This is a genomic window from Candidatus Clostridium stratigraminis, assembly GCF_045310675.1.
Classification (GTDB): Bacteria; Bacillota; Clostridia; order Clostridiales; family Clostridiaceae; genus Clostridium_AT; species Clostridium_AT stratigraminis.
Genome location: NZ_JBJHZZ010000003.1, coordinates 202,344 through 224,895, shown reverse-complemented (window position 1 = coordinate 224,895; position 22,552 = coordinate 202,344). Strand labels below are relative to the sequence as shown.

Genomic DNA, 22,552 nt, shown 5'->3' with positions numbered 1-22,552 from the left:
AACAAAATGAACCTTCGCATTTTTGCTCCGATAAGTAAAGATTATATTGTACATAAAATAATTTGAGCAAACTTATTAAAAAAGGGAGTGAAAAATGTGAAAAAAAGGATTTCTGTTTTTTTAAGTGTGTGTGTACTATTTCTCAGCTTCTTAGGTACTTCTCCCACACTACACACAAAAGCAGCAGCTACAACCCATGTAGTTATTAGCGAAATTTATGGCGGTGGTGGGAACAGTGGTGCATCTTACAAAAATGACTTTATTGAGCTCTATAATCCTACAAGCTCCAGCATTAACTTATCCGGATGGTCTATTCAGTATGCTTCTTCAACCGGTTCCTTTAACAATATTACAAATTTGTCGGGTAGCATTGGCTCTCATAAATACTATTTAATTCAAGAAGCAAGTGGTGGAGGCGGGACTGTAAACCTGCCGACTGCTGATGTTACAGGTAATATAAACTTAAGTGCCAGCAGCGGAAAAGTTGCATTGGCAAAAGTCACTGCAGCAGTATCTGGTCCAACAGATTCAAATGTTGTGGATTTTGTTGGCTTCGGTGCTGCTAATGCTTCAGAAACTTCTCCTATAGGTACACTTTCAAATACTACAAGTGCAGAACGTAAAGATAACAACGGCGGTACAGCTGCCGGACAGGGAAATGGGTGGGACACTAATAATAATGCAAGTGATTTGTATATTACTAGTAGCATAAATCCCCAGAATTCCTCAAACCAAGCGGAACCATCAACACCACCACCTACTGGCGATGATGAAAATATTGCATTAGGGAATCCAAGCGGCGCAACCACTAATATATCTGATTCTAATAATTATTTGATGATTAAATCACAATATGATTTCTCTTATAATAATAATAAACATGAACCTAACTGGACTAGTTGGCATCTGGATTCAGGTGATCTTGGAAGTGCTCCGAGACAGGATGATTTCCGTCCAGACACTTCACTCCCTGCAGGCTGGTATGAAGTTGCCGCAGATGAATTTTCGGGTTCGGGATTTGATAGGGGACATATGTGCCCATCTGCAGACCATACAGCTACTATTGCCGACAATTCAGCAACCTTCCTAATGGATAATATGCTTCCTCAAGCTCCAAATAATAACCAGATTACTTGGGCAAATCTAGAAAACTATGCTCGCACTCTTGTATCGGCTGGTAATGAGTTATATATCATATCCGGAGGTTACGGAAGCGGAGGCACCGGATCCAATGGATACAAAACCACTGTAGGAAATGGTGTTGTAGTACCTGCAAAGACCTGGAAGATAATTGTAGTGCTGCCTAACGGCAACAATGATGTTAGCAGGGTAACAACTTCAACTAGAGTAATAGCTGTTTTGATGCCAAATGATCAGACATGTAATAGTCAAGCATGGGGATACTATCGAACTAGTGTAGATAATATTGAGTCACTTACCGGCTATGATTTTCTTTCTTCAGTACCTTCTAGTATCCAAAATACATTAGAGACCAAAGTTGATAATGGACCTACTAGCTAACAAATAACTTTATAAATATTGTTTTAATTTGAATTAATTATATAATAATTAAAGAGGATTCAATTGTATGGGTTGAATCCTCTTTAGCTTTAAATTTAAAATTATTCCTTGCCTATATTTTACTCTAAATTTAATTTTCTTTTTAGAAGGTAATTTGTTAAATAGAAATATGCTGCAGCAAAGGCTCCAAAGTAGAAGATTGTTATGAGCATAATCTCATTTATAAGGGTAGTGCTTGGCATAAAGGGACTTTCTGGTCTAAATATAGGAGACTTAAAGAATATATAGGATGAAAGAACCAGAATTATTTGGCTAACTGTATGCAATAAAATATACATTCCAAAGGAAGCTAAAAGTTTATGTTTGTTGAAAAGTTGTCCTAATGCTATTGCAGAAAATATGGTTAATATTAAAGAAGCAATGATTATTAGTATAAGTATTATACCTTCAAGTGTAAATAGATAAGAAAATGCACCAACTTCATTATTTACCTGACTAAAGAACATTGTGAATCTACTAAGAATCTCCCCAATATTTATTTGATTTGATGAAATTAGTAAGATTGAACCAAAAGCTACAATACTGCTGGCCATAACCCAAAGCATTGAGGTGATTAATTTGCAGAAAATATGATTCCAAGATTCAACTGGTAATGTAAACATCAGATAGCCTTCATCGCATAAAAGGTTTTTATAGAATCGCTGGATAAGAACAAATAATGTCATTACCACCAAGCCTATCATCAAAAACACAAACACAATCATACTTATGGACATAGCCAAATTATAAATAGATAAAGATTTTTCAATTGCATTTGGATTAGCAAGGAAAAAGTGATTTATCACAGCAAAAATTATAATTGTTAGATATAGAGGTAAAAACAGACGAGCTGTAGCCTTTATTTCATATTTTAAAAGTTTTCTTAACATTTAAAAACCTCCCTAAATAAGGTGTCAATAGATTTTCCGTTTTCAGCACGGATTTCATCTACTGACTTAGTCAGTACCACCTGACCGTCCTTTAAAAAAATTACATCATCTAAGATCTTTTCAATATCAGATATTAGATGGGTAGATAATATAATGGTTGCGGTTTCTCGATAGTTTCTTAATATAGTATCTAAAATATAGTCCCTTGCTGCAGGATCAACACCGCCAATAGGCTCATCCAGCAGATATAGCTCTGCTTCTCGGCTCATAACTAAAATTAGTTGTACTTTTTCTTTTGTTCCCTTTGACAATGTCTTTAATCTTTCATCAGGACTAATATTTAATCTCTTCAGCATGTCATTAGCTTTTTCTACTTTGAAATCCTTGTAAAAGTCCTGAAACATTTGAATGATTTCAGATACTTTCATCCAATCGTTTAAATAGGTTCTCTCGGGAAGGTATGAAACAACTTTCTTTGTTTCTACTCCTGGTACTTTTCCCATAATTTTAATCTCGCCGCTAGTTGGGGTGAGAAGTTCGTTACAAAGCTTAATAAAGGTGCTCTTACCACTACCATTAGGTCCTAGAAGTCCTATTATTCTTCCTCTCTCTATGTCTAAATTAATGTTATTCAAAGCTTTTTTATTCCCAAATGCTTTACTTAGGTTATTACAGGTTAAGATAGAACTCATTATTTTACCTCCTTAAGTATCGACGTAATCGCAGAAAGAATTTCTGTTTCAGCAAAACCAAGGCTCTTCATTTTTTCAAGGAATTCCGATATCTGTTCTTTAGCTAACTTTTCTTTTATCAGTTGAATCATTTTAGTATCCTCCGTTATATATCTTCCACTTGTGCGGTTAGTATAAAGTAGTCCATTTTCCTCTAGCATAGATAGGGCCTTTTGCATGGTATTTGAGTTTACACCAGCCTCCTGAGCAAGTTCCCTTACAGAAGGTAGTCTGGAGCCTGGTTCATATATCCCAGAAAAAATTTGAATCTCAATTTGCTCAATTAGCTGTAAATAAATAGGTCTGTCAGATTTTAGCTCCCAAGCCACAAAATCACTCCTTTCAAAAAATTGTACTATTGTACTAAGTGATTAATACAATGGTACAATTTTGTTTTTATATTGTCAATAGATAATTTTAGTTAATTAAAATATAATTATAAAATTGTAAAATATTAAACTTACTAGTATGATATTAATAGAATATGGAAGTTAAGTTATAAAAAACAGAAATATAAAACATCTAATAACGAAGGATTTGAAATACATTATGAGGAAACTAATAATTGGAATATTAGCCCATGTAGATGCAGGCAAGACAACATTATCGGAGAGTATGCTTTATACGAGTGGTAAAATTGGAAAGCTCGGAAGAGTAGATAATAAGGATGCATATTTAGATACTCATGAGTTAGAGAAGGCAAGAGGAATTACAATTTTCTCTAAGCAGGCCATCTTTAATCTAGGGGATACTCAGATTACCTTACTTGATACCCCAGGACATGTGGATTTTTCCGCTGAAATGGAGAGAACACTACAAGTACTGGATTATGCTATTTTAGTGATAAGCGGAGCTGATGGGGTGCAGGGTCATACCAAAACCTTATGGCGGCTGCTTGATATGAATAAAATACCTACTTTTCTATTTGTTAATAAAATGGATCAGATAGGAACGAATAAAGGCAAGCTAATAAAAGAGATAAAAAAGCAGCTAAATGAGGGCTGTATTGAGTTTGAACTAGATAAGACTGATAGCCTTTATGATGAGCTTGCTATGTGTGATGAGCAAATGATGGAAACTTATCTGGAAACAGGCAAAATTGGAGAAATAGAGATAAGAAAAGCTGTTATAGAGCGCAAAGTATTCCCCAGTTTTTTTGGCTCAGCTCTAAAATTAGAAGGTATTGAGCAATTTATGCAGGGACTTGTTAATTATTCTATTATTCCTGCTTATCCTAGTGAATTTGGAGCAAAGATATTTAAAATAACAAGAGATGAACAAGGAAACCGTCTTACTCATATTAAACTTACTGGAGGAAAGCTTAAGGTTAGAGACACTCTTAGGTATAATAGCTGGGAAGAGAAAATTAATCAAATTAGAATATATTCAGGACAAAAATATCAGACGGTTAATGAGATAGAAGCAGGAACTGTATGTGCAGTAACAGGACTTAATCAAACTAGGGCTGGGGAGAGTTTAGGTATTGAGGAAGCTTTAACTGCGCCAGTACTTGAATCTGTTCTCTCTTATCAAATTATTCTACCAGAAGGCTGTGACCCTAGGGCAATGCTTCCTAAACTTCGTCAGATTGAGGAAGAGGAACCAGAGCTTCGTATTATCTGGGATGAAGAGCTACAGGAAATTCAGGTACAGATTATGGGAGAAGTTCAGCTAGAAATTCTGCAAAGTCTTATTCAAAGCCGATTTAATATCCAGGTGTCCTTTGATGCAGGAAAGATTGTATATAAAGAGACTGTTGTTAATGTGGTAGAAGGAGTAGGTCACTTTGAACCCTTGCGTCATTACGCTGAGGTTCATCTGCTGCTTGAGCCGGAGGAGAGAGGCAGCGGGCTTAAGTTTGCCGCTGAATGCAGTGAGGATGTGCTCGCTAAAAGCTGGCAGAGACTTGTTTTAACCCATCTAGAAGAAAAAGTTCATAGAGGAGTTTTAACAAGGTCAGCAATTACAGACATGAAAATTACTTTAGTTTCCGGCAAAGCTCATATTAAGCATACTGAAGGCGGTGACTTTAGAGAGGCTACATATCGTGCCCTTCGCCAAGGTTTAAAGGAAGCAGAGTCAATACTACTTGAGCCATATTATACATTCAATCTGGAATTACCTGAGAAGATGGTTGGAAGAGCTATGACTGATATCGAGAAAATGAATGGGACCTGCGAAATAAAACAGACAAATGATGATATGGCAATCCTTGTAGGAAGTGCTCCTGTTATTACTATGAAAAATTATCATAAAGAGGTGGTAGCTTATACCAAGGGTCTTGGGAGACTTTTTTGCAGTTTAAAAGGCTATGAATCATGTCATAATACTGAAGAGGTAATTGAAAGTATAGGATATGACTCGGAAAGAGACCTAGTAAATCCAACGGGTTCCGTATTTTGTACACATGGAGCAAGCTTTATAGTAAATTGGGATGAAGTTAAGGACCATATGCATGTTGAAAGCTATTTTCAAAAGAAAGATGAACTAGAGGAAGCGGCAGTTAAAAACCAGAGTATATATAATAAGGAACAGTTAATAAGCCTAGAGGAGATTGATGAAATTATAAGTAAGACCTTTTATGCTAACAAAGGAAAGAAATCTGCTTGGAAAAGAAGTCATCCAGTTCATAAAGGTTATTCTGAACCAATTAGCCATATCAGTGAACAGACAGAACCTAAGGAGGAATATCTTCTTGTGGATGGCTACAACATAATCTATGCATGGCCAGAGCTTAAAGAACTTGCAGATGAGAATATGGAGATTGCCAGGATGAAATTGCTTGATTTATTAAGCAATTATCAAGGTATTAGGAATTGTCATATAATTGCTGTTTTTGATGCTTATCGTGTTAAAGGTCATATTGAGGAACTTATCGACTATCATAATATTCATATGGTATATACGAAAGAAGCACAAACTGCTGATCAGTATATTGAGAAATTTGCACATGATAATCAAAAAAAATACAGCATTACAGTTGCAACCTCTGACGGCCTGCAGCAGGTAATTATCAGGGGAGCAGGTTCGTATCTTTTATCCGCAAGGGAACTTAAGAATGAGATGAAAAGGGCTAATGAAAACATAAAGCAGGAATATGAGAAAATGCAAGGAGAAAACCATAATTATTTGATAGATTCATTGCCTATAGAAGAAAAACAACATATGAAAAAATTAGAATGGTAGCCACATGACTTATGAGTTATTACATTAAAGCGTAGGATTATGAGATAAAATGCTTGATGAAAGACTTAATAGAATTCATTTGTTTTTATGACTTCCTTATTTATAAAATATAACTCTAATAAATAAAAAAATAATATAAAATAGACTTAGAAGAGAAAATATAAAAGATAAAAGGAGAATAATGAAATGCCTTAAAGGAGGATTGCAAAAATGACAAAACAACAGTTTGGTATAATTGGTTTAGCTGTTATGGGTAAAAACCTAGCCATGAATATAGAGTCTAGAGGATATACTGTATCAGTATACAACCGTTCCAAAGAAAAGACTGAGCAGCTTGCTCATGAAACAAAGGGCCGAAATATTACAGGTACATATTCTGTAGAAGAGTTTGTAAATTTTCTAGAGAAACCACGCAAAATAATGATGATGGTGAAGGCAGGTGCTCCCACAGATGCTACCATTGAGCAATTAATTCCTTATTTGGATAAAGGCGATATATTAATTGATGGAGGAAATACTTTCTTTGCTGATACACAGCGACGTAATAAAGAATTAAGTGAGCTGGGCTTTCACTTTATAGGTACAGGTGTTTCAGGTGGAGAAGAAGGGGCTTTAAAGGGTCCTTCCATCATGCCAGGTGGACAGAAGGAAGCTTATGATTTGATTGCTCCGATATTTAAAGATATTTCTGCAAAAGTAAACGGTGATCCCTGCACAACTTATATTGGCCCTGATGGTGCTGGGCATTATGTAAAAATGGTTCATAACGGTATTGAATACGGTGATATGCAGATAATCGGTGAGGCATATTTTCTACTAAAGCAAGTGCTGGGTTTAGATGCAGAGAAGATTCATGAAGTATTTTCTGAATGGAATAAAGGAGAGTTAGATAGTTACCTTATTGAAATTACGTCTAATATTTTTTCAAAAAAAGATGATGAAACTGGGAAGCCACTTATTGATATGATTCTAGACACTGCTGGGCAAAAGGGAACAGGCAAGTGGGCTAGTCAGAATGCCCTTGATCTTGGTATTCCTCTTTCACTGATTACTGAATCAGTCTTTGCTCGTTTTATTTCTGCAATGAAAGAAGAACGCACAGCTGCAAGCAAAATCCTTAAGGGGCCAGCAGAAAAACCTTTTTCAGGTGATAATAAGATCTTTATTGAAGACCTTCGAAAGGCTTTATATATGAGTAAGATTTGCTCATATGCCCAAGGCTTTGCACAAATGAGGGCAGCTTCTGAAGCTTATAATTGGAATCTTAAGTATGGTGATATAGCTATGATTTTCCGCGGTGGCTGTATTATTAGGGCTCAATTTTTACAACGTATCAAAGATGCATATGACAGGGAGCCAGGTTTAAAAAATCTGCTGCTGGATCCATATTTCAAAGAAATTATTGAAAACTATCAGCAAGCCCTCCGGGACGTTGTTGCTCAGTCAGTGCAATTGGGTGTTCCTGTTCCATGTTTTGCATCTGCTTTATCATATTATGACAGTTACCGTACAGCGGTTTTACCAGCTAATTTATTACAGGCACAGCGCGATTATTTTGGAGCACATACTTATGAGAGAATAGATCGACAGGGTGTTTTTCACACTAATTGGCTTGAGTAACTGGTGAAAAAAAATAAATATCTTAAATAATGGCCGACATATGATTTAAGAAAAAAAGCTTATGCTAAAACTAAATTTAAAGCATAGGCTTTTTTTCAGTATGATTAAAAATTTAATGATGTGTTATTTTGCAAAGCGCACCTGTATTTCCATGAAAGGTGGTTGATTCCCATCATTCTGTTGGCGTACTTGAATAATGGTACCAGTATTTGGGTTTTTTACGCTTCCTTGTGGATTAGCGGAATCCCAGTATTGGATACTATCGTCAAATACCTTGACTGCTGGTTGGCTGAGAATAGGTGACAAAATATTACCGACATGTAGATTAAGTTTGTCTGTTGGATAAAGTGAAAATGTAGCATCATAGGACTGAACTCTATTACGCCATACAGCACCATTAACGTTTGTAACTGCTTTGTAATGTGAATCGATAGGAAGAATCAAGCCTGCTCCAGGATGTTGCTTTGTGTTATTATTCTTTTGAGAAGTATCCCAATAGTTTATAAGGAGACCATCCTGATAAGGGAAATGGTCAACATAGTTTGCCTTCTCACTGGTATATCCAAAGAAATATGGGCCAGTCTGCAGCGAGGAATCATAGCCTTTGTAAGTCCTGTACTCTGCAATGTAGTAGTTATCATAAAGTTTATTTTCGGTACCAGTGGAAACTTTGAAACCCTTAAATGTCCAGCCAGCTTCTGATTCTGCACCATCTGTTGCTAAAGAGGTAATTTTTATGTCATCAACCATTAAGCCGTTTCCTCCAGTATTTGCATCTGTCCAGTAGCGGAAGCCAAGAAGGATATTGCCAGATGGAAGATTAGCAGTCAAATCAACCCATTGATTGCTGGAGGAGCCTGTAATGCCAAAGCCCTTGTTCTGACCGTTAGGATCTATGTTTGAAGAGCGGTTAGTTTCTAGGCTCTTCCATGTAGTTCCGTTATCTGTTGAGTAAACAAGATAAGCATAATCCCAATCTTTCTCAATATCATACTTTACTTTAGCATTGAGGGCTGCGCCTGAAGGTAAATTGAGGGACTTATACATAAAATTGTCCAAGTTATCACCTTGGCCGCTGTAGTAAAAATTAGAACCAGCATAAGGCGAACTGATCTTCAAAGATACTGATTTCTTTGGAAGTGGAACAATCACAGCCTGAGCTTGTTTGGTGTTGAACTCTACAGGCCCCAATCGGAATGCTGAATTATTTTTTGAAGGATCTGCTACCTCATAATTTAACCAGCCCATTTGGTATTTTTCCCATGCACCCATGTGGCTTGGCAAAGAACCAATATCTTGAGTACCATCGCTCAGCCAGGAGCCTGAGGACATAAGTGTCCAGAAAGCAGTACTATTTTCACCACCACTAGTGTCGTATAGGTCAGGAAGGCCAAGATCATGGCCGTACTCATGAGTAAATACTCCTACTCCACCGTTCTCAGGCTGAACAGTATATTTTCCAACCCAGTAATTACTATTTCCAATCTGGATACCACCAAGCTTATTGAAAGAAGGACCTGCAATTCCGGCCAAATTTTGATAAGCATACCAGCTGTGACTCCATATTGTCCAAGGTGGTGCGCCAGCTTCTTCACCCTCGCCGGCATGTACAGATTGGAAGGTATCTATATAACCATCTGGTTCATTAAAGTTTCCGTCACCATCATAATCGTAACGGTCTCTTTTATCAAATTGACTAAGGTATGCATTTAACTCTGCATCAGTCTTGCCTGCATCCTTTTGTTGTTTATACCATCCATTAACCTCATCCTGTAGGAATTTCCAAATATCATTGCTGGCATTGTCATCATAATTGGCCGCATTACCTGGAACTAAAATCCAGTCAGTAACATCTCCATTGACAGTATAGCTATTGGATGATTGTTCTTTATAAAAGTTGCTCATGGAGTTTGCGCCTGATGTATCATTGAACAGCATATTCATATAATAATCTTTGCTAAAATCAGATGTCCAGATTGTTGAATTGTCAGCATTACGGTCTGGTTTAGGAATAGTGTTATGCTTAAGATCTTGAAATTCTCCTAGTACAGTCCAAATAGCGCCTTCACCAGTACGCTCCAATTCAACATATTGGCCTTTTGCTACTTCGTGAGTTTTGCCTTTTGCCTTACCATTAAGTTTCGCATTAAGAGCTTGTTCTTTTAACTCAAGTTGTTTTGTAGTTAATGGATCGGGGCGGTTATCCTCTTTTTGTATAAAGCCCGGGTCTTTATTAATACTTCCATCAACTTTCGGTTCAGCATTGGCAATTGTTGTTAAACCTAAGGTCATTGTTGCTGCAATTGCCAATATACGAAGATTTCTTAACTTCATTTTAATACCCCCCACCTTTTACAGAATTATGCTCATTGACTATTATATTTACTATTACACCCCCTTTTATGTTAATTATATGGTTCTAATGGCATTCATATGACTTATTACTTATTTGATTTATTAAACTGGTTCAGCGTACTAGCTGGAAGCTTTAGTACTAGTACCTAAGAAAATAAAAATGAAAATATTCAAAAGGCAGCAGCTTAATATTTTTGATAAATAGCTTACAATAGCATTTATAATTATTGTAATTTTTTGAACTTGGTTAAAATATAAGTGATTAAATAATAGAAGGGCGTTTTTCAAATGTTAAATATATTAGAAAAGGCTAAATCAATTGAAGATTTTATAATAAGTTTTAGAAGAAACTTACATGAAAACCCCGAACTTAGTGGTCAGGAATTTAAAACCCAAGAAAAGATTATGAAAGAATTAGATAAGCTTGGAATACCTTATAAGAAGGCAGGGGACACTTCTTTAATAGCTACATTAAAGGGAGGAAAAAGTGGTAAAACCGTAGCTCTTAGAGCAGATATAGATGCACTTCCAATAAAAGAGGAATCTGGTATGAAATTCGCCTCTGAAAATCCAGGAGTCATGCATGCTTGCGGTCACGATGCTCATGCGGCCATGCTGCTAGGTGCAGCAAAAATTCTGTCTGAAATGAAAGGTGAGATTAAAGGTGAAGTTAGATTCTTCTTCCAGCAAGGTGAGGAAACCTTCTCAGGTGCGAAAAAAATAATTGAAGCAGGTGGTATGGAGGGTGTCGATGCCTGCCTTGGTATGCACGGAATGCCGGATTTAGAAACAGGATATGTAAATATTGAGCCAGGATATAGAATGGCAGGTTGTGATACTATTTATGTTAAGTTTGAAGGAGTATCAGGTCATGGATCTGTTCCACATCTAGCAAAGGACACAATCCATCCTGCATGTATTTTTGTTACAGATGTTCAAGGGATAGTTACTAAAAATATTAATGCTCAGGATCCAATTGTGATTTCTGTGGGAAAGTTCATTGGAGGTACAAAGGCTAATGTAGTTGCAAAATATACTGAAATTGACACTTCTATGAGATATTTTGACCCAAAGGTTAGAGAAATAGCTCATGAAGCAATAAAAAGACATGCTAAGGCAATTGCAGACGCCTACGAGATTAAGGTTGATGTAGTTATAGAAGAAAGCGCCCTTAGTCTTTACAATGACGATGAATTAGCAGGACTTGCAGATAAGTCAGCTATAAAAGTCTTTGGAGAAGGGAAAAATAAATCTTTGCCTAAATATATGGGATCAGAAGATATGCCATACTATTTTCAGCATGCAAAGGGAGTTTATGCATTTATGGGATATAGAAATGAGGAAAAGGAACAATTTACTTCCCACACCATGAGAAATTCAACATTGATGAAGACTACATGAAATATGGTACAGCACTGCATGTACAATTTGCTCTGGATTTTTTAAATAAATAATGTATAAAAATAAATGGCATCCATATGATTTATTACTTATTTGTAATTAGAAAGTTATATAGATGCCATATGACTTTCTAATACTCATGAAGAATTGAAAACTGTACATGCCTTAAATAAATTACGACTTATATAAATTTGATTTAATTAATCTTTGGCGAATTTGAGGACCTACAATAGAAGCAATTAAAATTTTAGCAATATCTCCTGGTATAAATGGAATTACTCCAATTGCTAAGGCATTACTAGCTGTTAGATGGGCCTGATAAGCCAGCCAGAAGGAACCAAAGATATAGCACACTGCGGTTCCTACTACCATGCCAGAAATACATAGATACCACTTTTCAAAGTATTTATCAATGAAGAATCCCGCAATTAGTGTCATAAAGAAAAATCCTATAATATATCCACCGGTTGGTCCGAAGAGTTTAGAGGGACCACCGCTAAAGTTTGAAAACACTGGAAGTCCAACAAAACCCAATAACATATATATTATGTAGCTGATAGATCCTTTTTTCATGCCTAGTGAATAAATAACTATATAAACTGCTAGATTTGTAAAGGAAATTGGGATAACTCCTATAGGGATTGATAAAGGTCCAAGAATACATATGATTGCAGCCATGAGTCCAATATATACAATTTCAAATGTTTTAGATTTCTTTTCCATAATTTTTTCTCCGTTTTAATTAATAATGTTGTGCACATAAGAAGTATATATGAAATAAAAAGTATTGTCAACTAATGTTTAAGGTATAGTTTACGAATATTATTTCTTTAGAGCTGTAGGCTATCTCACAGTGCATTAGAAATAATCAGTTATACTGAAATTTGCGAGTTTAATAAAAAGCTTATTTATAAATAATAATTATCTTAAAATAAAAGATATTGACATAGTTTATTTACTCTAGTATATTGAAACCAATAAAGGAAACAATAAGATAGATTTTTAGAGCAAAGACATTAGAGCTATTATAAATAAACTTTAAGAATAAGTTAAATGAAGGAGTGAACATTATGAAAGACATACAAATGATAACTATAAGAACTAACGTAAATTCACCTATTGAAAAGGTTTGGCAGTATTGGACGGAACCAGAACAAATAAAAAAATGGAACAGCGCCTCTGAGGAATGGCATACGCCATATGCAGAAAATGATTTAAGAGTAGGAGGTAAATTTCATTCACGAATGGAAGCTAAGGATGGAAGTATCGGCTTTGATTTTGGCGGAATTTATGATGAGGTAGAACAACATAAGGCTATAGCTTATACTTTAGGCGATGGAAGAAAAGTTAGAATATATTTTACAGCGAAAGATAACTATACAGAGATATCTGAGACATTCGAAGCTGAAAGCAGTAATCCAATTGAAATGCAGCAAAATGGTTGGCAGGCAATTTTAGATAATTTTAAAAAGTATGTAGAACAATAATAATTAAAACCAATAAAGGAGTGAAGGAAATGTCAATTAAAGCATATATAAATTTTAATGGTAACTGTCGTGAAGCAGTTGAATTTTATGCTAAGGTTTTTCAAACCGAAAAGCCTGAAATTATGTTATTTGGTGATATGCCATCAAGTGATGGGTTCCTTATTACTGAGGAAACAAAAAATCTAGTAATGCATGCTGAGATTAAGATAAAAGATAGTACTATTATGTTTTCAGATGTTCCTCCAGGAATGCCTTTTACTATTGGTGATAATATCAGTCTAATTTTTAGCAGTAATGATATGGATGAAATTAAATCAGTATATAATCAGCTCAAAGCTGAGGGTAATGTGGGAATGGAACTTCAAGAAACTTTTTGGAGCAAGTGCTATGGATATGTAACGGACAGATATGGAATAGGATGGCAGCTTATTTGTGAAACATAGACAATACAGGTAACATAAAATTATGATACTTCAAATAAAAAGGTTTGCATTTGCAGACCTTTTTACTATTTGGAGAAAAAATCTAAAAACTATTGGAATTACTAATTTTTCATATATAATATTAATATACGTTTATTAACAGAATATAGGTGAGAAATAAATAGTTTTATAACTTAATATATTATATGTAGGCTTTAATAATGGAGGATTATTATCATGAATAATAGATTAACTGAAGAAAATATTAAAAAATTAAGAGAAGAATTAGATTATAGAATGACAGTAAAAAGAGCTGAAATAGCAAAGGAGAAATTAATTGCAGCTGCTCATGGCGACAGGTCTGAAAATGCAGAGTATAAAGAAGCTTGTGCAAACTATAGAGAAAATGATAATAGAATTCAATATCTATTAACTATGATCTCAACAGCAACAGTAATAGCTGATGAAGATATAGACAAATCATTCTTAGGAATTAATGGTAGAGCTAAAATTAAATTTATTGAAGATGATTTTGAAACTATTGTAACTTTAGTAACAACTATGGATAGGGATCCTGATAAAATGCTAATTAGTATTGAATCGGATCTAGGAAAGGCATTGTTAGGCAAAAAGGCTCATGATATTGTTGAAGTTGATGCTCCTGAAGAAAAATATAATGTAGAAGTAATAGAAATAATAAATAAGTAGAAAAAAGAAAGTATACCGGTTAATTGCTTAATTAACCGGTTATTTTATGGTTCAAAACTAACGTATTCGTAGCTTTTAGTGGACGTTGAAAAATATCAAGCTTATTTTTCTCTTGAAATCATTTTATGCTCTTCTCTAAGGGGCCAGAATAACTTAAATTGTAATTTTTCTATTTCTCTTTTTTGTTTATAACTAACCCTCAGAGTAGCATTATCTGGAATTTCTATTTCAACTGGAACATCCTTCAATATGGTGCATATTTTTGGATTTTCTTTAATATCTGCAACTTGCTGAAAAATGCTATTTAACATTGTACGGTAATTACCGGTTATATCTTTAACAGCCTCATAAATTTCTTCTTTATTTGCATATTCATAGGAGTCTCCAGATGCAACCCAATCCATAAGCGAGGATCTGCTAAATCTCCATTCCCTTCCTATTTTTCTGCCAGGAATATGCTCTTCTCTGAGTAGTTTTATTAAAGTTCTTTCTCCTACACCTAAAAAGTCACAGGCTTGTTCTAGATTCAAAATATCACTATCCACAGTATTTCCTCCTTCTGCGGTGAGCACTGGCAGTTTAGACTATTTATTTAAATTATAGCTTAAAAGATTTCTATGGTCAATGAAATAGATATTTAATAGTATGTTAGTGTAATTATAAATGAAAATAATGTATAAATGATTGAGTTAAACATCAAATTGGAGTATTATTGTTCTTAGAGCGTTAATTTTGTAAATGGAACTTCATTAAATACTAAATAATATTTATTGTTAAGTTAAAAGTAGTAATATATGGGGATGATATTAGTAATGTCAAAATTAAAAATAGAACCAATGAAGCAGCCAAATAAAATTATTAATTATTGGAAAAAAGAAAAATTTGTTGTGGCCTGCATTATAATATTTGGAATATCCTGCAATATAGCAGTTATTTTAGGGCCTATATATCAAGGAAAGCTTATAGACTCCATTGCGCAGGGGAAAAAACTATCTTCTGTATTAGCACTTGCTGTTGTATTTGTTTTACTTATAGGAGTTACACAGTTCCTGCGTTACTTTAAGCGATTTTATATAAGGCGGTTTGCAAACAGTACAAGTTCCACCATGAGACTTATGATATATAATAACATAATAAATAAAAGCACCTATGAGCTTAACAATGAAAATACTGGCAACTTAATGACAAGGGCGATATCTGATGTTGATCTATGCACTGAGGGAATGAGAAAGTTTACTACTGAAATATTTGATACTGGTGTTCTCATGGCTTCATATTTAATATCTATGCTTGTTTATGATGTAAAGATTACTATGGTTTCAATTTTGTTTATTCCAGTTGCAATATTTATTGCTGAAAAATTAAAAAGTATTATCTATAAGTATTCAATTGAATTTCGCAAAAAAAGCAGTGAGGTTGCAGATATCACTTATGACATTATAGAAAATTCCATGGTATATCGTGTAAATGGAATGGAAGCTAAAAATTCAGCTAAGTACAGTAATGAATTGGAAGATTTGCAGAATAAAGCTATTAAAGCCAATATATTAGAAAATTCTATGCAGCCTATATACAATGTCATAGCAATGCTTGGAATAATTATGGTAATTTATCTTGGCGGCTTAAAGGTTATAAATAATGGCTGGACCGTTGGTGTTTTTTCAACTTATGCAACTATGTTTACAGCTATGGCAGTTAAGGCAAGTAAAGCAGCAAAATTATTTAACTCAGTTCAAAAGTCACAGATTTCATGGAATCGAATTAGGCCCTATCTGACAGAATACAAAACTAAAGATACTTCAGTAAATATTAATAAGACTGCGGCAGCACTTTCTGCGCAAAACTTAAGCTTCACTTTTGAAGAGAATAGGGAAAATATAATTGAAAATATTAGTTTTCATGGAAAGCAGGGGGAAATAATAGGTATTACAGGAGCTATTGCCACTGGTAAATCCACCCTTGGATTATCCTTACTAGGTCTGTATCCATATATGGGAAGTATTGAAATAGATGGCAAGGAGCTAAAGGATTATTCAGAATTTGAACGAAGCCAGATGATTTCATATTTAGGTCATAAACCTGAGCTGCTTACAGATACAATATACAACAATATAACCTTGGGGAGTAAACAAGATATTATCCCTGTTTTAAAGGATGTTTGCTTCGAGAAAGACCTTAGGGCTATGCCAAATGGAGAAAATACCTTAGTTGGAAACAGTGGAGTTAAGTTAAGCGGTGGTCAGCAGGCAAGAATATCCCTTGCAAGAGCTCTTCTTAATAAAAATAAAATTATAATTTTAGATGATCCTTTTTCTGCTGTAGATATGAAGACAGAAGAGAAAATAATTGAGAACTTAAAAAACAATTATAAAAATAGCTTAATTATTATAATTTCCCATCGTTTAGCTATTTTCAGTAAGATAAATAATATTTTATTGCTTAACAAGGATAAGAGCTCAGAATTTGGACCACATAGTGAACTAATAAAAAACTCTGAGGTTTATGCCGAAATATTTAATTTACAGTTCACGGAGGGGGGAGACCATGATGAGGAATAGTTTAACAAAAAAATCCATCATTAAAGTAATTAAAAGCAATATTGGAACAAGTTTATTGCTTGTCTTTGCTATTGCTGGCTTTGTTGTTACAAGTTTAATTCCTCCTCAGATTTTAAAATATATTGTGGATTATAACCTTGTGCCAAGAAATCCTGACAAATTGCTTAGCTTAGCAATTACATATATTGGAGTTCAACTATTCATTGGAATATTTGACTTTGTAAAAGAGGCTATCATTACAATACTGGGACAGAAGATTACTAAAGAAATAAGAATAGAAATGATGGAAAAGCTAAGTAGAATAAATGCAACATTCTTTTCGGCAAACGGTTCGGGAGCAGTTGTTTCCAGATTCACAAACGATGTTGATGCAATTAATTCACTGTTTTCAAGCGGTATTATTGGAATGATGGTTGACTGTTTTAAGATTATAGGCATTGTAATTTCAATTTGGACCTTTAGCAGCAAACTTGGAATTGTAACATTGCTGCTTCTGCCTACAATTTATAGTATTACACGACTTTTTCAAAAAAGAATGCTTAAGGCACAGATAGAAAATCGAATACTCACTGGCAAGGTAAATAATCATATTTCTGAAAGCTTAAAAAATCTCCAGATGATTAAGGCCTATAGTAAGGAAAAGTATATGGAGAATAATTACAAGAATTATTTACTGGATAATTACAAAACAGTTGAAAAGGTAAATTTCTATGATTCTATATACTCACCTATAATTCAGCTTATTCGTGCAGTGGTTATTGCTTTTATCGTAATATTATCCTCCAAGCAGCTGAATTACTTGGGTATTTCCCTAGGCATGGTTGCAGCTTCTATAGAATTAATATCTAACTTGTTTGACCCAATTGAAAACCTTGGAATGGAGCTTCAAGATATACAAGAGGCAGCTTCGGGAATTAAAAGGGTAAATGATTTCTATGGTGAAATGGAAGATGACTTCAAAAATGGAAAACTAAGGGGAGAAGATGTAATTCCAGCAGGTGAAGATTTAAGGCTTTGTTTTAATAATATTGCCTTTCGATATGAAAGTGGTCCTGATGTTCTTCAAAATATTAATCTTAGCTTAAAACCAAATGAGAAGGTTACCTTTGTTGGAAGAACTGGCGTAGGAAAAACTACATTATTTAAACTTATTATGGGTATCTTGAAACCTACAAAGGGCAGCATTACAATTAATGGTATGGATGTCTACGATATACCAAATTCAGAAAAGCGTAAAATATTCGGCTATGTTAATCAGAGCTTTCATATAATAAAGGGAACAGTTGCAGACCAAGTAAGCCTGCAGGATGAAAGCATTACAAGAGATGAAATAGAAAAGGCCATAGAATTTGTTGGATTAACAGACTATATAAATTCATTAGAAAATGGTTTTGATACTATGGTAAATAGCGATACTCTCTTTTCTCAAGGACAAAAGCAGCTTTTAGCCATTGCAAGAGCTATTGTTACAAATCCACCTATACTTCTATTAGATGAGATTACTGCAAATCTTGATTCTGTTACTGAGGAGAAAATAGTAACTGTACTACAAAAGGCAAGTGATGCCCATACAATATTATCTATATCTCATCGCTTATCCTCTATGATTACCAGCGATACTATAGTCATATTGGAAAATGGCAGAGTTAAAAATGCAGGTTCTCCTGAGGTGCTTTTAGAAAATGATGATTGGTATCGCAGTCACATTGCCTTGGAGAAACTTACTTGGAGCTAATTTTAATAAGGAAACACAAATATAAAATTATAAAATAATCCTTTACTTAAAAACTGCAAGGGATTATTTTTACTCATAATTAATCGGTAAAGTAATAAATATATAGTGAAGCATTTATATGTTTGTAATTAAAGTGCTATAATAGTTATAATAATACAAAGTTTTCAATACAGAGGAGATATAAAATGAATGAATTAAATATAATGCTTCAAAAGCAGCTAGAACATCGTACTATAAGAGAATTTAAGGAGGAAAGTCTTCCTGCTGAGAAACTTAACGATTTGATGGAAGTTGCCAGAAGAACTGCCAGCTCAAATGGAATGCAGACTTGTTCTATTATTCGAGTTACAGACCCAGCTATAAAAAAGGAAATTGCTGCTATATGCGGCCAGGAGTATGTTGCTAAAGCACCAGAGCTTTTAATCTTTATTGTTGATCAATACAGAAATTATAAAATAGCTGGTGAAAAGAATAGCTTTAATGAAAGTGCTAAAGACTTAGATCGTTTTTTCTCAGCGTTTACAGATGCATGTATTACAGCCCAAAATGTTGTAAATGCTGCTGAGTCAATGAATTTAGGAACAGTATATCTTGGAAGTATTTTAAATGATTCAGAAAAAGTTTGTGAAATTTTGAACTTACCTCAATTAACATTTCCTGCTATTGGTCTTGGAATAGGATATCCAAATCAAAATCCACAGTTAAAGCCAAGAATGGATATGAGCCTCAGGATTTTTGAAAATAAATATAGTTCCTTTAATAATTATTTAGATGAAATAAAAGATTATGACAAAGAAATGAATGCTTACTATGATCTAAGAGATTCCAACAGACGAGTTGATTCATTTAGTGATCAAGTGGCTACCCAATTTAAAAATGTTATTCCAAAGCGTCAGAAAATGATAAATGTTATTCGTAAACAGGGCTTTAATCTTAACTTGAAGGATGAGAAGTAATCAACTTTTAGAAAAGGAAAATGATATGCAAACAGTCAAAACTAAGTTTTTTGAGTATGGCTTAAGAGAAATTACCTATTTAAAGAAAGCAGATAAAACTCTAGGTATGGCTATAGATAGGCTTGGCAAGGTAGAACGTGAGATAATTCCTGACCTTTTCCAGGCCCTTATTTTTGCCATAGTAGGTCAGCAAATATCTATAAAAGCTGCTCATACTATTTGGCAAAGAATGCAGGAAAGGTTTGGTGAAATCACCGCAGAAAACCTATTAAAAATTTCAATAACTGATGTCCAAAAATGTGGAATGACAACCCGAAAAGCAGGATACATTAATAGTATTTCAAATGAAATTATGCAGGGTAACTTTATTTTGAATGAGCTCTACGAACTCCCGGATAAAGAAGTAATAAAGAGGTTGTCATCAATGCCTGGAATTGGTAAATGGACAGCTGAAATGCTTCTAATTAATTCAATGGAAAGACCAGATATAGTAAGTTATGGAGATATTGCAATAAGGCGGGGTATCATGAAGCTATATAGTCTTTCTGAGCTTACAAAAGAACAATTTAATGAGTATAAAAGTATATATTCACCTTATGGTTCTGTAGCGTCTATATATCTTTGGAAAATATCATTTCAATAAGGCATTGAATTCTACAAAAGATTGTGATAAAATAAACAATGTTCAGGTACACTATGAGATATTTAGCTTGTGCTATATTTTCTTGTAGTTAACCATAAATGTAAATTGTAAAAAGTATCGTGCTGAATGCATAAGGGCTAGTCCCCAATGAGAAGGCGAGAGAATATTAGTTATTAATTGCAGAAGCCCATGTTTTTGGAATTTCTGCGGTTTATTATTTATCCTTGTGCCTTCCAGGTACAAGGATTTTTTTGAAAGGGAGATTTTAGTAATGGAAACAAGGGTGGCTATTATTGGAATTATTGTTGAAAATGCTGGATCAGTTGAAAAATTAAATTATATACTGCATGAATATAGCGATTATATAATAGGCAGAATGGGAATCCCATATCGAAAACGGCATATACAGGTTATAAGTATTATTATGGATGCTCCAAATGACGTTATAAGCGCTCTTTCTGGAAAATTAGGCATGTTACCAAATGTAAGTACAAAAACAGTTTATTCTAAAATATCTGAAGCTGAAAATAAGTAAAATAGGAGGGGTTTTAATGTATAACAGTATGTCTAAAGTTGCAACTGAATTTATTGATGAGGTCGAAATTAATGATACTCTTAACTATGCGAAAAGTAATAAAAGCAATGCTGAGCTTATTGATAGCATTATTGAGAAGGCAAAGGCCTTAAAAGGTTTAACTCATAGGGAAGCAGCTGTTTTACTAGAATGTGACTTAGAAGATAAAAATGAAGAAATGTATAAGCTAGCTAAGGAAATAAAACAGAAATTTTACGGAAATCGTATTGTTATGTTTGCGCCTTTATATCTTTCTAATTATTGCATAAATGGCTGCGTTTATTGTCCATATCACTATAAAAATAAACATATTTCAAGAAAAAAATTATCACAGGATGAAATCAAAAGAGAAGTAATTGCACTTCAGGATATGGGGCATAAGCGGTTAGCTTTAGAAGCAGGTGAAGACCCTGAAAATAATCCTATTGAATATATTCTTGAAAGCATTAAAACTATCTATAGCATAAAACATAAAAATGGTGTAATAAGGCGTGTAAATGTTAATATTGCTGCTACTACAGTTGAAAATTATAGAAAGTTAAAGGAAGCAGGCATAGGAACTTATATACTTTTTCAAGAAACCTATAATAAGAAAAGTTATGAAGAGCTTCACCCTTCAGGTCCAAAGCATAATTACGCTTATCATACTGAGGCGATGGATCGTGCTATGGAAGGCGGTATAGACGATGTAGGCCTAGGGGTTTTATTTGGACTTAACATGTATAAATATGATTTTGTAGGATTATTAATGCATGCAGAGCATTTAGAAGCTGCTATGGGAGTAGGACCTCATACAATAAGTGTTCCTCGTATTAGACCTGCAGATGATATAGACCCTGATAACTTTTCAAATGCTATAGCAGATGATATTTTTGCAAAAATAGTTGCTGTACTGCGGATTGCTGTACCTTATACAGGTATGATAGTGTCCACTCGTGAGTCTCAAAAAACCCGTGAACGTGTACTTGAACTTGGTATATCTCAAATCAGTGGAGGCTCAAGTACAAGTGTTGGCGGGTATGTTGAACATGAAGCCGAGGAAGATAATTCTGCTCAATTTGAATTAAATGATACACGTACACTTGATGAAATAGTAAATTGGCTTTTAGAAATGAAATTTATACCTAGTTTTTGCACAGCTTGCTATCGAGAAGGAAGAACTGGTGACAGATTTATGCAGCTAGTAAAATCAGGCCAAATTGCTAACTGCTGTCATCCAAATGCTTTGATGACACTCAAAGAATATTTAGAGGACTATGCTTCTTTAGATACAAAGAAAAAAGGAGAAGCATTAATTGCTGAGGAAGTTGAAAAGATACCAAATGAGAAGGTTAAAGCAATAGCAAAAGAGCATCTTACTGAATTACAAGATGGAAAACGTGATTTTAGATTTTAAATAATTATTAAAGCCTCAATAATGCTGAAAATAAAGCTAAGAAAGAAAATTTAAAATAAATAATTAAAAAGAAAAGAAGTATCAATACGGTTGATGCTTCTTTTCTATTAATTATTATAAAAAATTTCAGCATATAAATATCCGCTAACATAGAAGTGTCAGTTGCTTAAATCATATTTGAGGTATTGACATTATTTTTGAAAAGTGGTATATAACAATTATATATTAGCACTCGCTAGACGAGAGTGCTAACAAAAATTACATGACTATATCTTAATAACGAATTATGTTATTAAGAATAATAGCAATAGCCATGCACTTTTTATAATA

19 protein-coding genes are annotated in these 22,552 nt (G+C 34.1%); 13 read left to right on the top strand and 6 right to left on the bottom strand.

Annotation, left to right across the window (positions count from 1 at the left end; genetic code table 11):
* Positions 1-96: 96 nt before the first annotated feature.
* Positions 97-1,521, top strand: coding sequence for a DNA/RNA non-specific endonuclease (locus tag ACJDUG_RS07750; protein ID WP_406769323.1), 1,425 nt, complete (start codon positions 97-99; stop codon positions 1,519-1,521).
* A 119-nt stretch (positions 1,522-1,640) separates the two neighbouring features.
* Here ACJDUG_RS07750 and ACJDUG_RS07745 read toward each other — a convergent pair whose 3' ends face one another.
* From ACJDUG_RS07745 to ACJDUG_RS07735, 3 genes are read right to left on the bottom strand one after another with little or no spacing between them, the layout of a single operon-like run.
* Positions 1,641-2,450, bottom strand: a complete 810-nt coding sequence (locus ACJDUG_RS07745; RefSeq protein WP_406769322.1) for a hypothetical protein — start codon at positions 2,448-2,450, stop codon at positions 1,641-1,643.
* On the bottom strand, positions 2,444-3,142 hold the full coding sequence (locus ACJDUG_RS07740; protein WP_406769321.1) for an ABC transporter ATP-binding protein: 699 nt from the start codon (positions 3,140-3,142) through the stop codon (positions 2,444-2,446). Before ACJDUG_RS07740 ends, ACJDUG_RS07745 begins: the two co-directional genes overlap by 7 nt.
* On the bottom strand, positions 3,142-3,510 hold the full coding sequence (locus ACJDUG_RS07735; protein ID WP_406769320.1) for a GntR family transcriptional regulator: 369 nt from the start codon (positions 3,508-3,510) through the stop codon (positions 3,142-3,144). Before ACJDUG_RS07735 ends, ACJDUG_RS07740 begins: the two co-directional genes overlap by 1 nt.
* 220 nt (positions 3,511-3,730) lie before the next feature.
* Between ACJDUG_RS07735 and ACJDUG_RS07730 the strand changes: the two genes are divergently transcribed.
* Together ACJDUG_RS07730 and gndA are read left to right on the top strand one after the other, a co-directional pair.
* A complete protein-coding gene (locus ACJDUG_RS07730; protein WP_406769319.1) occupies positions 3,731-6,367 on the top strand; it encodes an NYN domain-containing protein in 2,637 nt (878 codons plus the stop codon).
* A 210-nt stretch (positions 6,368-6,577) separates the two neighbouring features.
* On the top strand, positions 6,578-7,987 hold the full coding sequence (gndA, locus tag ACJDUG_RS07725) for an NADP-dependent phosphogluconate dehydrogenase (RefSeq protein WP_406769318.1): 1,410 nt from the start codon (positions 6,578-6,580) through the stop codon (positions 7,985-7,987).
* 123 nt (positions 7,988-8,110) lie between these two features.
* Here gndA and ACJDUG_RS07720 read toward each other — a convergent pair whose 3' ends face one another.
* Positions 8,111-10,321: an immune inhibitor A domain-containing protein gene (locus tag ACJDUG_RS07720; RefSeq protein WP_406769317.1), complete on the bottom strand. Its 2,211-nt coding sequence runs from the start codon at positions 10,319-10,321 to the stop codon at positions 8,111-8,113.
* Positions 10,322-10,630: 309 nt separating this feature from the next.
* Here ACJDUG_RS07720 and ACJDUG_RS07715 point away from each other — a divergent pair, with 309 nt between their 5' ends.
* Positions 10,631-11,743: a M20 metallopeptidase family protein gene (locus tag ACJDUG_RS07715; protein ID WP_406769316.1), complete on the top strand. Its 1,113-nt coding sequence runs from the start codon at positions 10,631-10,633 to the stop codon at positions 11,741-11,743.
* Positions 11,744-11,917: 174 nt separating this feature from the next.
* Here the strand turns inward: ACJDUG_RS07715 and ACJDUG_RS07710 are convergent, their stop codons facing one another.
* The gene (locus ACJDUG_RS07710) at positions 11,918-12,466 is read right to left on the bottom strand and encodes a biotin transporter BioY (RefSeq protein ID WP_406769315.1); all 549 of its coding nucleotides are present in this window, start codon (positions 12,464-12,466) and stop codon (positions 11,918-11,920) included.
* Positions 12,467-12,813: 347 nt separating this feature from the next.
* Between ACJDUG_RS07710 and ACJDUG_RS07705 the strand changes: the two genes are divergently transcribed.
* From ACJDUG_RS07705 to ACJDUG_RS07695, 3 genes are all read left to right on the top strand, one after another.
* Positions 12,814-13,230 (top strand): SRPBCC family protein, encoded by a 417-nt coding sequence (locus ACJDUG_RS07705; RefSeq protein WP_406769314.1) that lies wholly within the window; start codon positions 12,814-12,816, stop codon positions 13,228-13,230.
* Between the two features lie 29 nt (positions 13,231-13,259).
* Positions 13,260-13,673 (top strand): VOC family protein, encoded by a 414-nt coding sequence (locus tag ACJDUG_RS07700; protein ID WP_406769313.1) that lies wholly within the window; start codon positions 13,260-13,262, stop codon positions 13,671-13,673.
* A gap of 216 nt (positions 13,674-13,889) precedes the next feature.
* Complete coding sequence (locus tag ACJDUG_RS07695; RefSeq protein ID WP_406769312.1) at positions 13,890-14,360, top strand: GreA/GreB family elongation factor; 471 nt, start codon at positions 13,890-13,892, stop codon at positions 14,358-14,360.
* A 101-nt stretch (positions 14,361-14,461) separates the two neighbouring features.
* Here the strand turns inward: ACJDUG_RS07695 and ACJDUG_RS07690 are convergent, their stop codons facing one another.
* Positions 14,462-14,905: a helix-turn-helix domain-containing protein gene (locus ACJDUG_RS07690; RefSeq protein ID WP_406769311.1), complete on the bottom strand. Its 444-nt coding sequence runs from the start codon at positions 14,903-14,905 to the stop codon at positions 14,462-14,464.
* Positions 14,906-15,172: 267 nt separating this feature from the next.
* On the opposite strand from ACJDUG_RS07690, the gene ACJDUG_RS07685 reads away from it, so the two are divergent.
* The 6 genes from ACJDUG_RS07685 (at position 15,173) to hydG (ending at position 22,222) form a co-directional block, all read left to right on the top strand.
* Positions 15,173-16,918, top strand: coding sequence for an ABC transporter ATP-binding protein (locus ACJDUG_RS07685; RefSeq protein WP_406769310.1), 1,746 nt, complete (start codon positions 15,173-15,175; stop codon positions 16,916-16,918).
* On the top strand, positions 16,905-18,653 hold the full coding sequence (locus ACJDUG_RS07680; protein WP_406769309.1) for an ABC transporter ATP-binding protein: 1,749 nt from the start codon (positions 16,905-16,907) through the stop codon (positions 18,651-18,653). The genes ACJDUG_RS07685 and ACJDUG_RS07680 overlap by 14 nt, the downstream gene beginning before the upstream one ends.
* Before the next feature lie 185 nt (positions 18,654-18,838).
* Positions 18,839-19,609: an NADPH-dependent oxidoreductase gene (locus ACJDUG_RS07675; protein WP_406769308.1), complete on the top strand. Its 771-nt coding sequence runs from the start codon at positions 18,839-18,841 to the stop codon at positions 19,607-19,609.
* Positions 19,599-20,252: a DNA-3-methyladenine glycosylase family protein gene (locus ACJDUG_RS07670; RefSeq protein ID WP_406769307.1), complete on the top strand. Its 654-nt coding sequence runs from the start codon at positions 19,599-19,601 to the stop codon at positions 20,250-20,252. The genes ACJDUG_RS07675 and ACJDUG_RS07670 overlap by 11 nt, the downstream gene beginning before the upstream one ends.
* A gap of 271 nt (positions 20,253-20,523) precedes the next feature.
* Entirely contained in the window at positions 20,524-20,787 is a 264-nt protein-coding gene (locus ACJDUG_RS07665; protein ID WP_406769306.1) for a TM1266 family iron-only hydrogenase system putative regulator, read from the top strand.
* A gap of 16 nt (positions 20,788-20,803) precedes the next feature.
* Complete coding sequence (hydG, locus tag ACJDUG_RS07660) at positions 20,804-22,222, top strand: [FeFe] hydrogenase H-cluster radical SAM maturase HydG (RefSeq protein WP_406769305.1); 1,419 nt, start codon at positions 20,804-20,806, stop codon at positions 22,220-22,222.
* Positions 22,223-22,552: the final 330 nt, after the last annotated feature.

Coding starts and splice junctions, on each gene's coding strand:
- ACJDUG_RS07745 (WP_406769322.1), bottom strand. CDS start 2,450: ATGTTAAGAAAACTTTTAAAATATGAAATAAAGGCTACAGCTCGTCTG.
- ACJDUG_RS07740 (WP_406769321.1), bottom strand. CDS start 3,142: ATGAGTTCTATCTTAACCTGTAATAACCTAAGTAAAGCATTTGGGAAT.
- ACJDUG_RS07730 (WP_406769319.1), top strand. CDS start 3,731: ATGAGGAAACTAATAATTGGAATATTAGCCCATGTAGATGCAGGCAAG.
- gndA (WP_406769318.1), top strand. CDS start 6,578: ATGACAAAACAACAGTTTGGTATAATTGGTTTAGCTGTTATGGGTAAA.
- ACJDUG_RS07720 (WP_406769317.1), bottom strand. CDS start 10,321: ATGAAGTTAAGAAATCTTCGTATATTGGCAATTGCAGCAACAATGACC.
- ACJDUG_RS07715 (WP_406769316.1), top strand. CDS start 10,631: ATGTTAAATATATTAGAAAAGGCTAAATCAATTGAAGATTTTATAATA.
- ACJDUG_RS07710 (WP_406769315.1), bottom strand. CDS start 12,466: ATGGAAAAGAAATCTAAAACATTTGAAATTGTATATATTGGACTCATG.
- ACJDUG_RS07705 (WP_406769314.1), top strand. CDS start 12,814: ATGAAAGACATACAAATGATAACTATAAGAACTAACGTAAATTCACCT.
- ACJDUG_RS07700 (WP_406769313.1), top strand. CDS start 13,260: ATGTCAATTAAAGCATATATAAATTTTAATGGTAACTGTCGTGAAGCA.
- ACJDUG_RS07695 (WP_406769312.1), top strand. CDS start 13,890: ATGAATAATAGATTAACTGAAGAAAATATTAAAAAATTAAGAGAAGAA.
- ACJDUG_RS07685 (WP_406769310.1), top strand. CDS start 15,173: ATGTCAAAATTAAAAATAGAACCAATGAAGCAGCCAAATAAAATTATT.
- ACJDUG_RS07680 (WP_406769309.1), top strand. CDS start 16,905: ATGATGAGGAATAGTTTAACAAAAAAATCCATCATTAAAGTAATTAAA.
- ACJDUG_RS07675 (WP_406769308.1), top strand. CDS start 18,839: ATGAATGAATTAAATATAATGCTTCAAAAGCAGCTAGAACATCGTACT.
- ACJDUG_RS07670 (WP_406769307.1), top strand. CDS start 19,599: ATGAGAAGTAATCAACTTTTAGAAAAGGAAAATGATATGCAAACAGTC.
- ACJDUG_RS07665 (WP_406769306.1), top strand. CDS start 20,524: ATGGAAACAAGGGTGGCTATTATTGGAATTATTGTTGAAAATGCTGGA.
- hydG (WP_406769305.1), top strand. CDS start 20,804: ATGTATAACAGTATGTCTAAAGTTGCAACTGAATTTATTGATGAGGTC.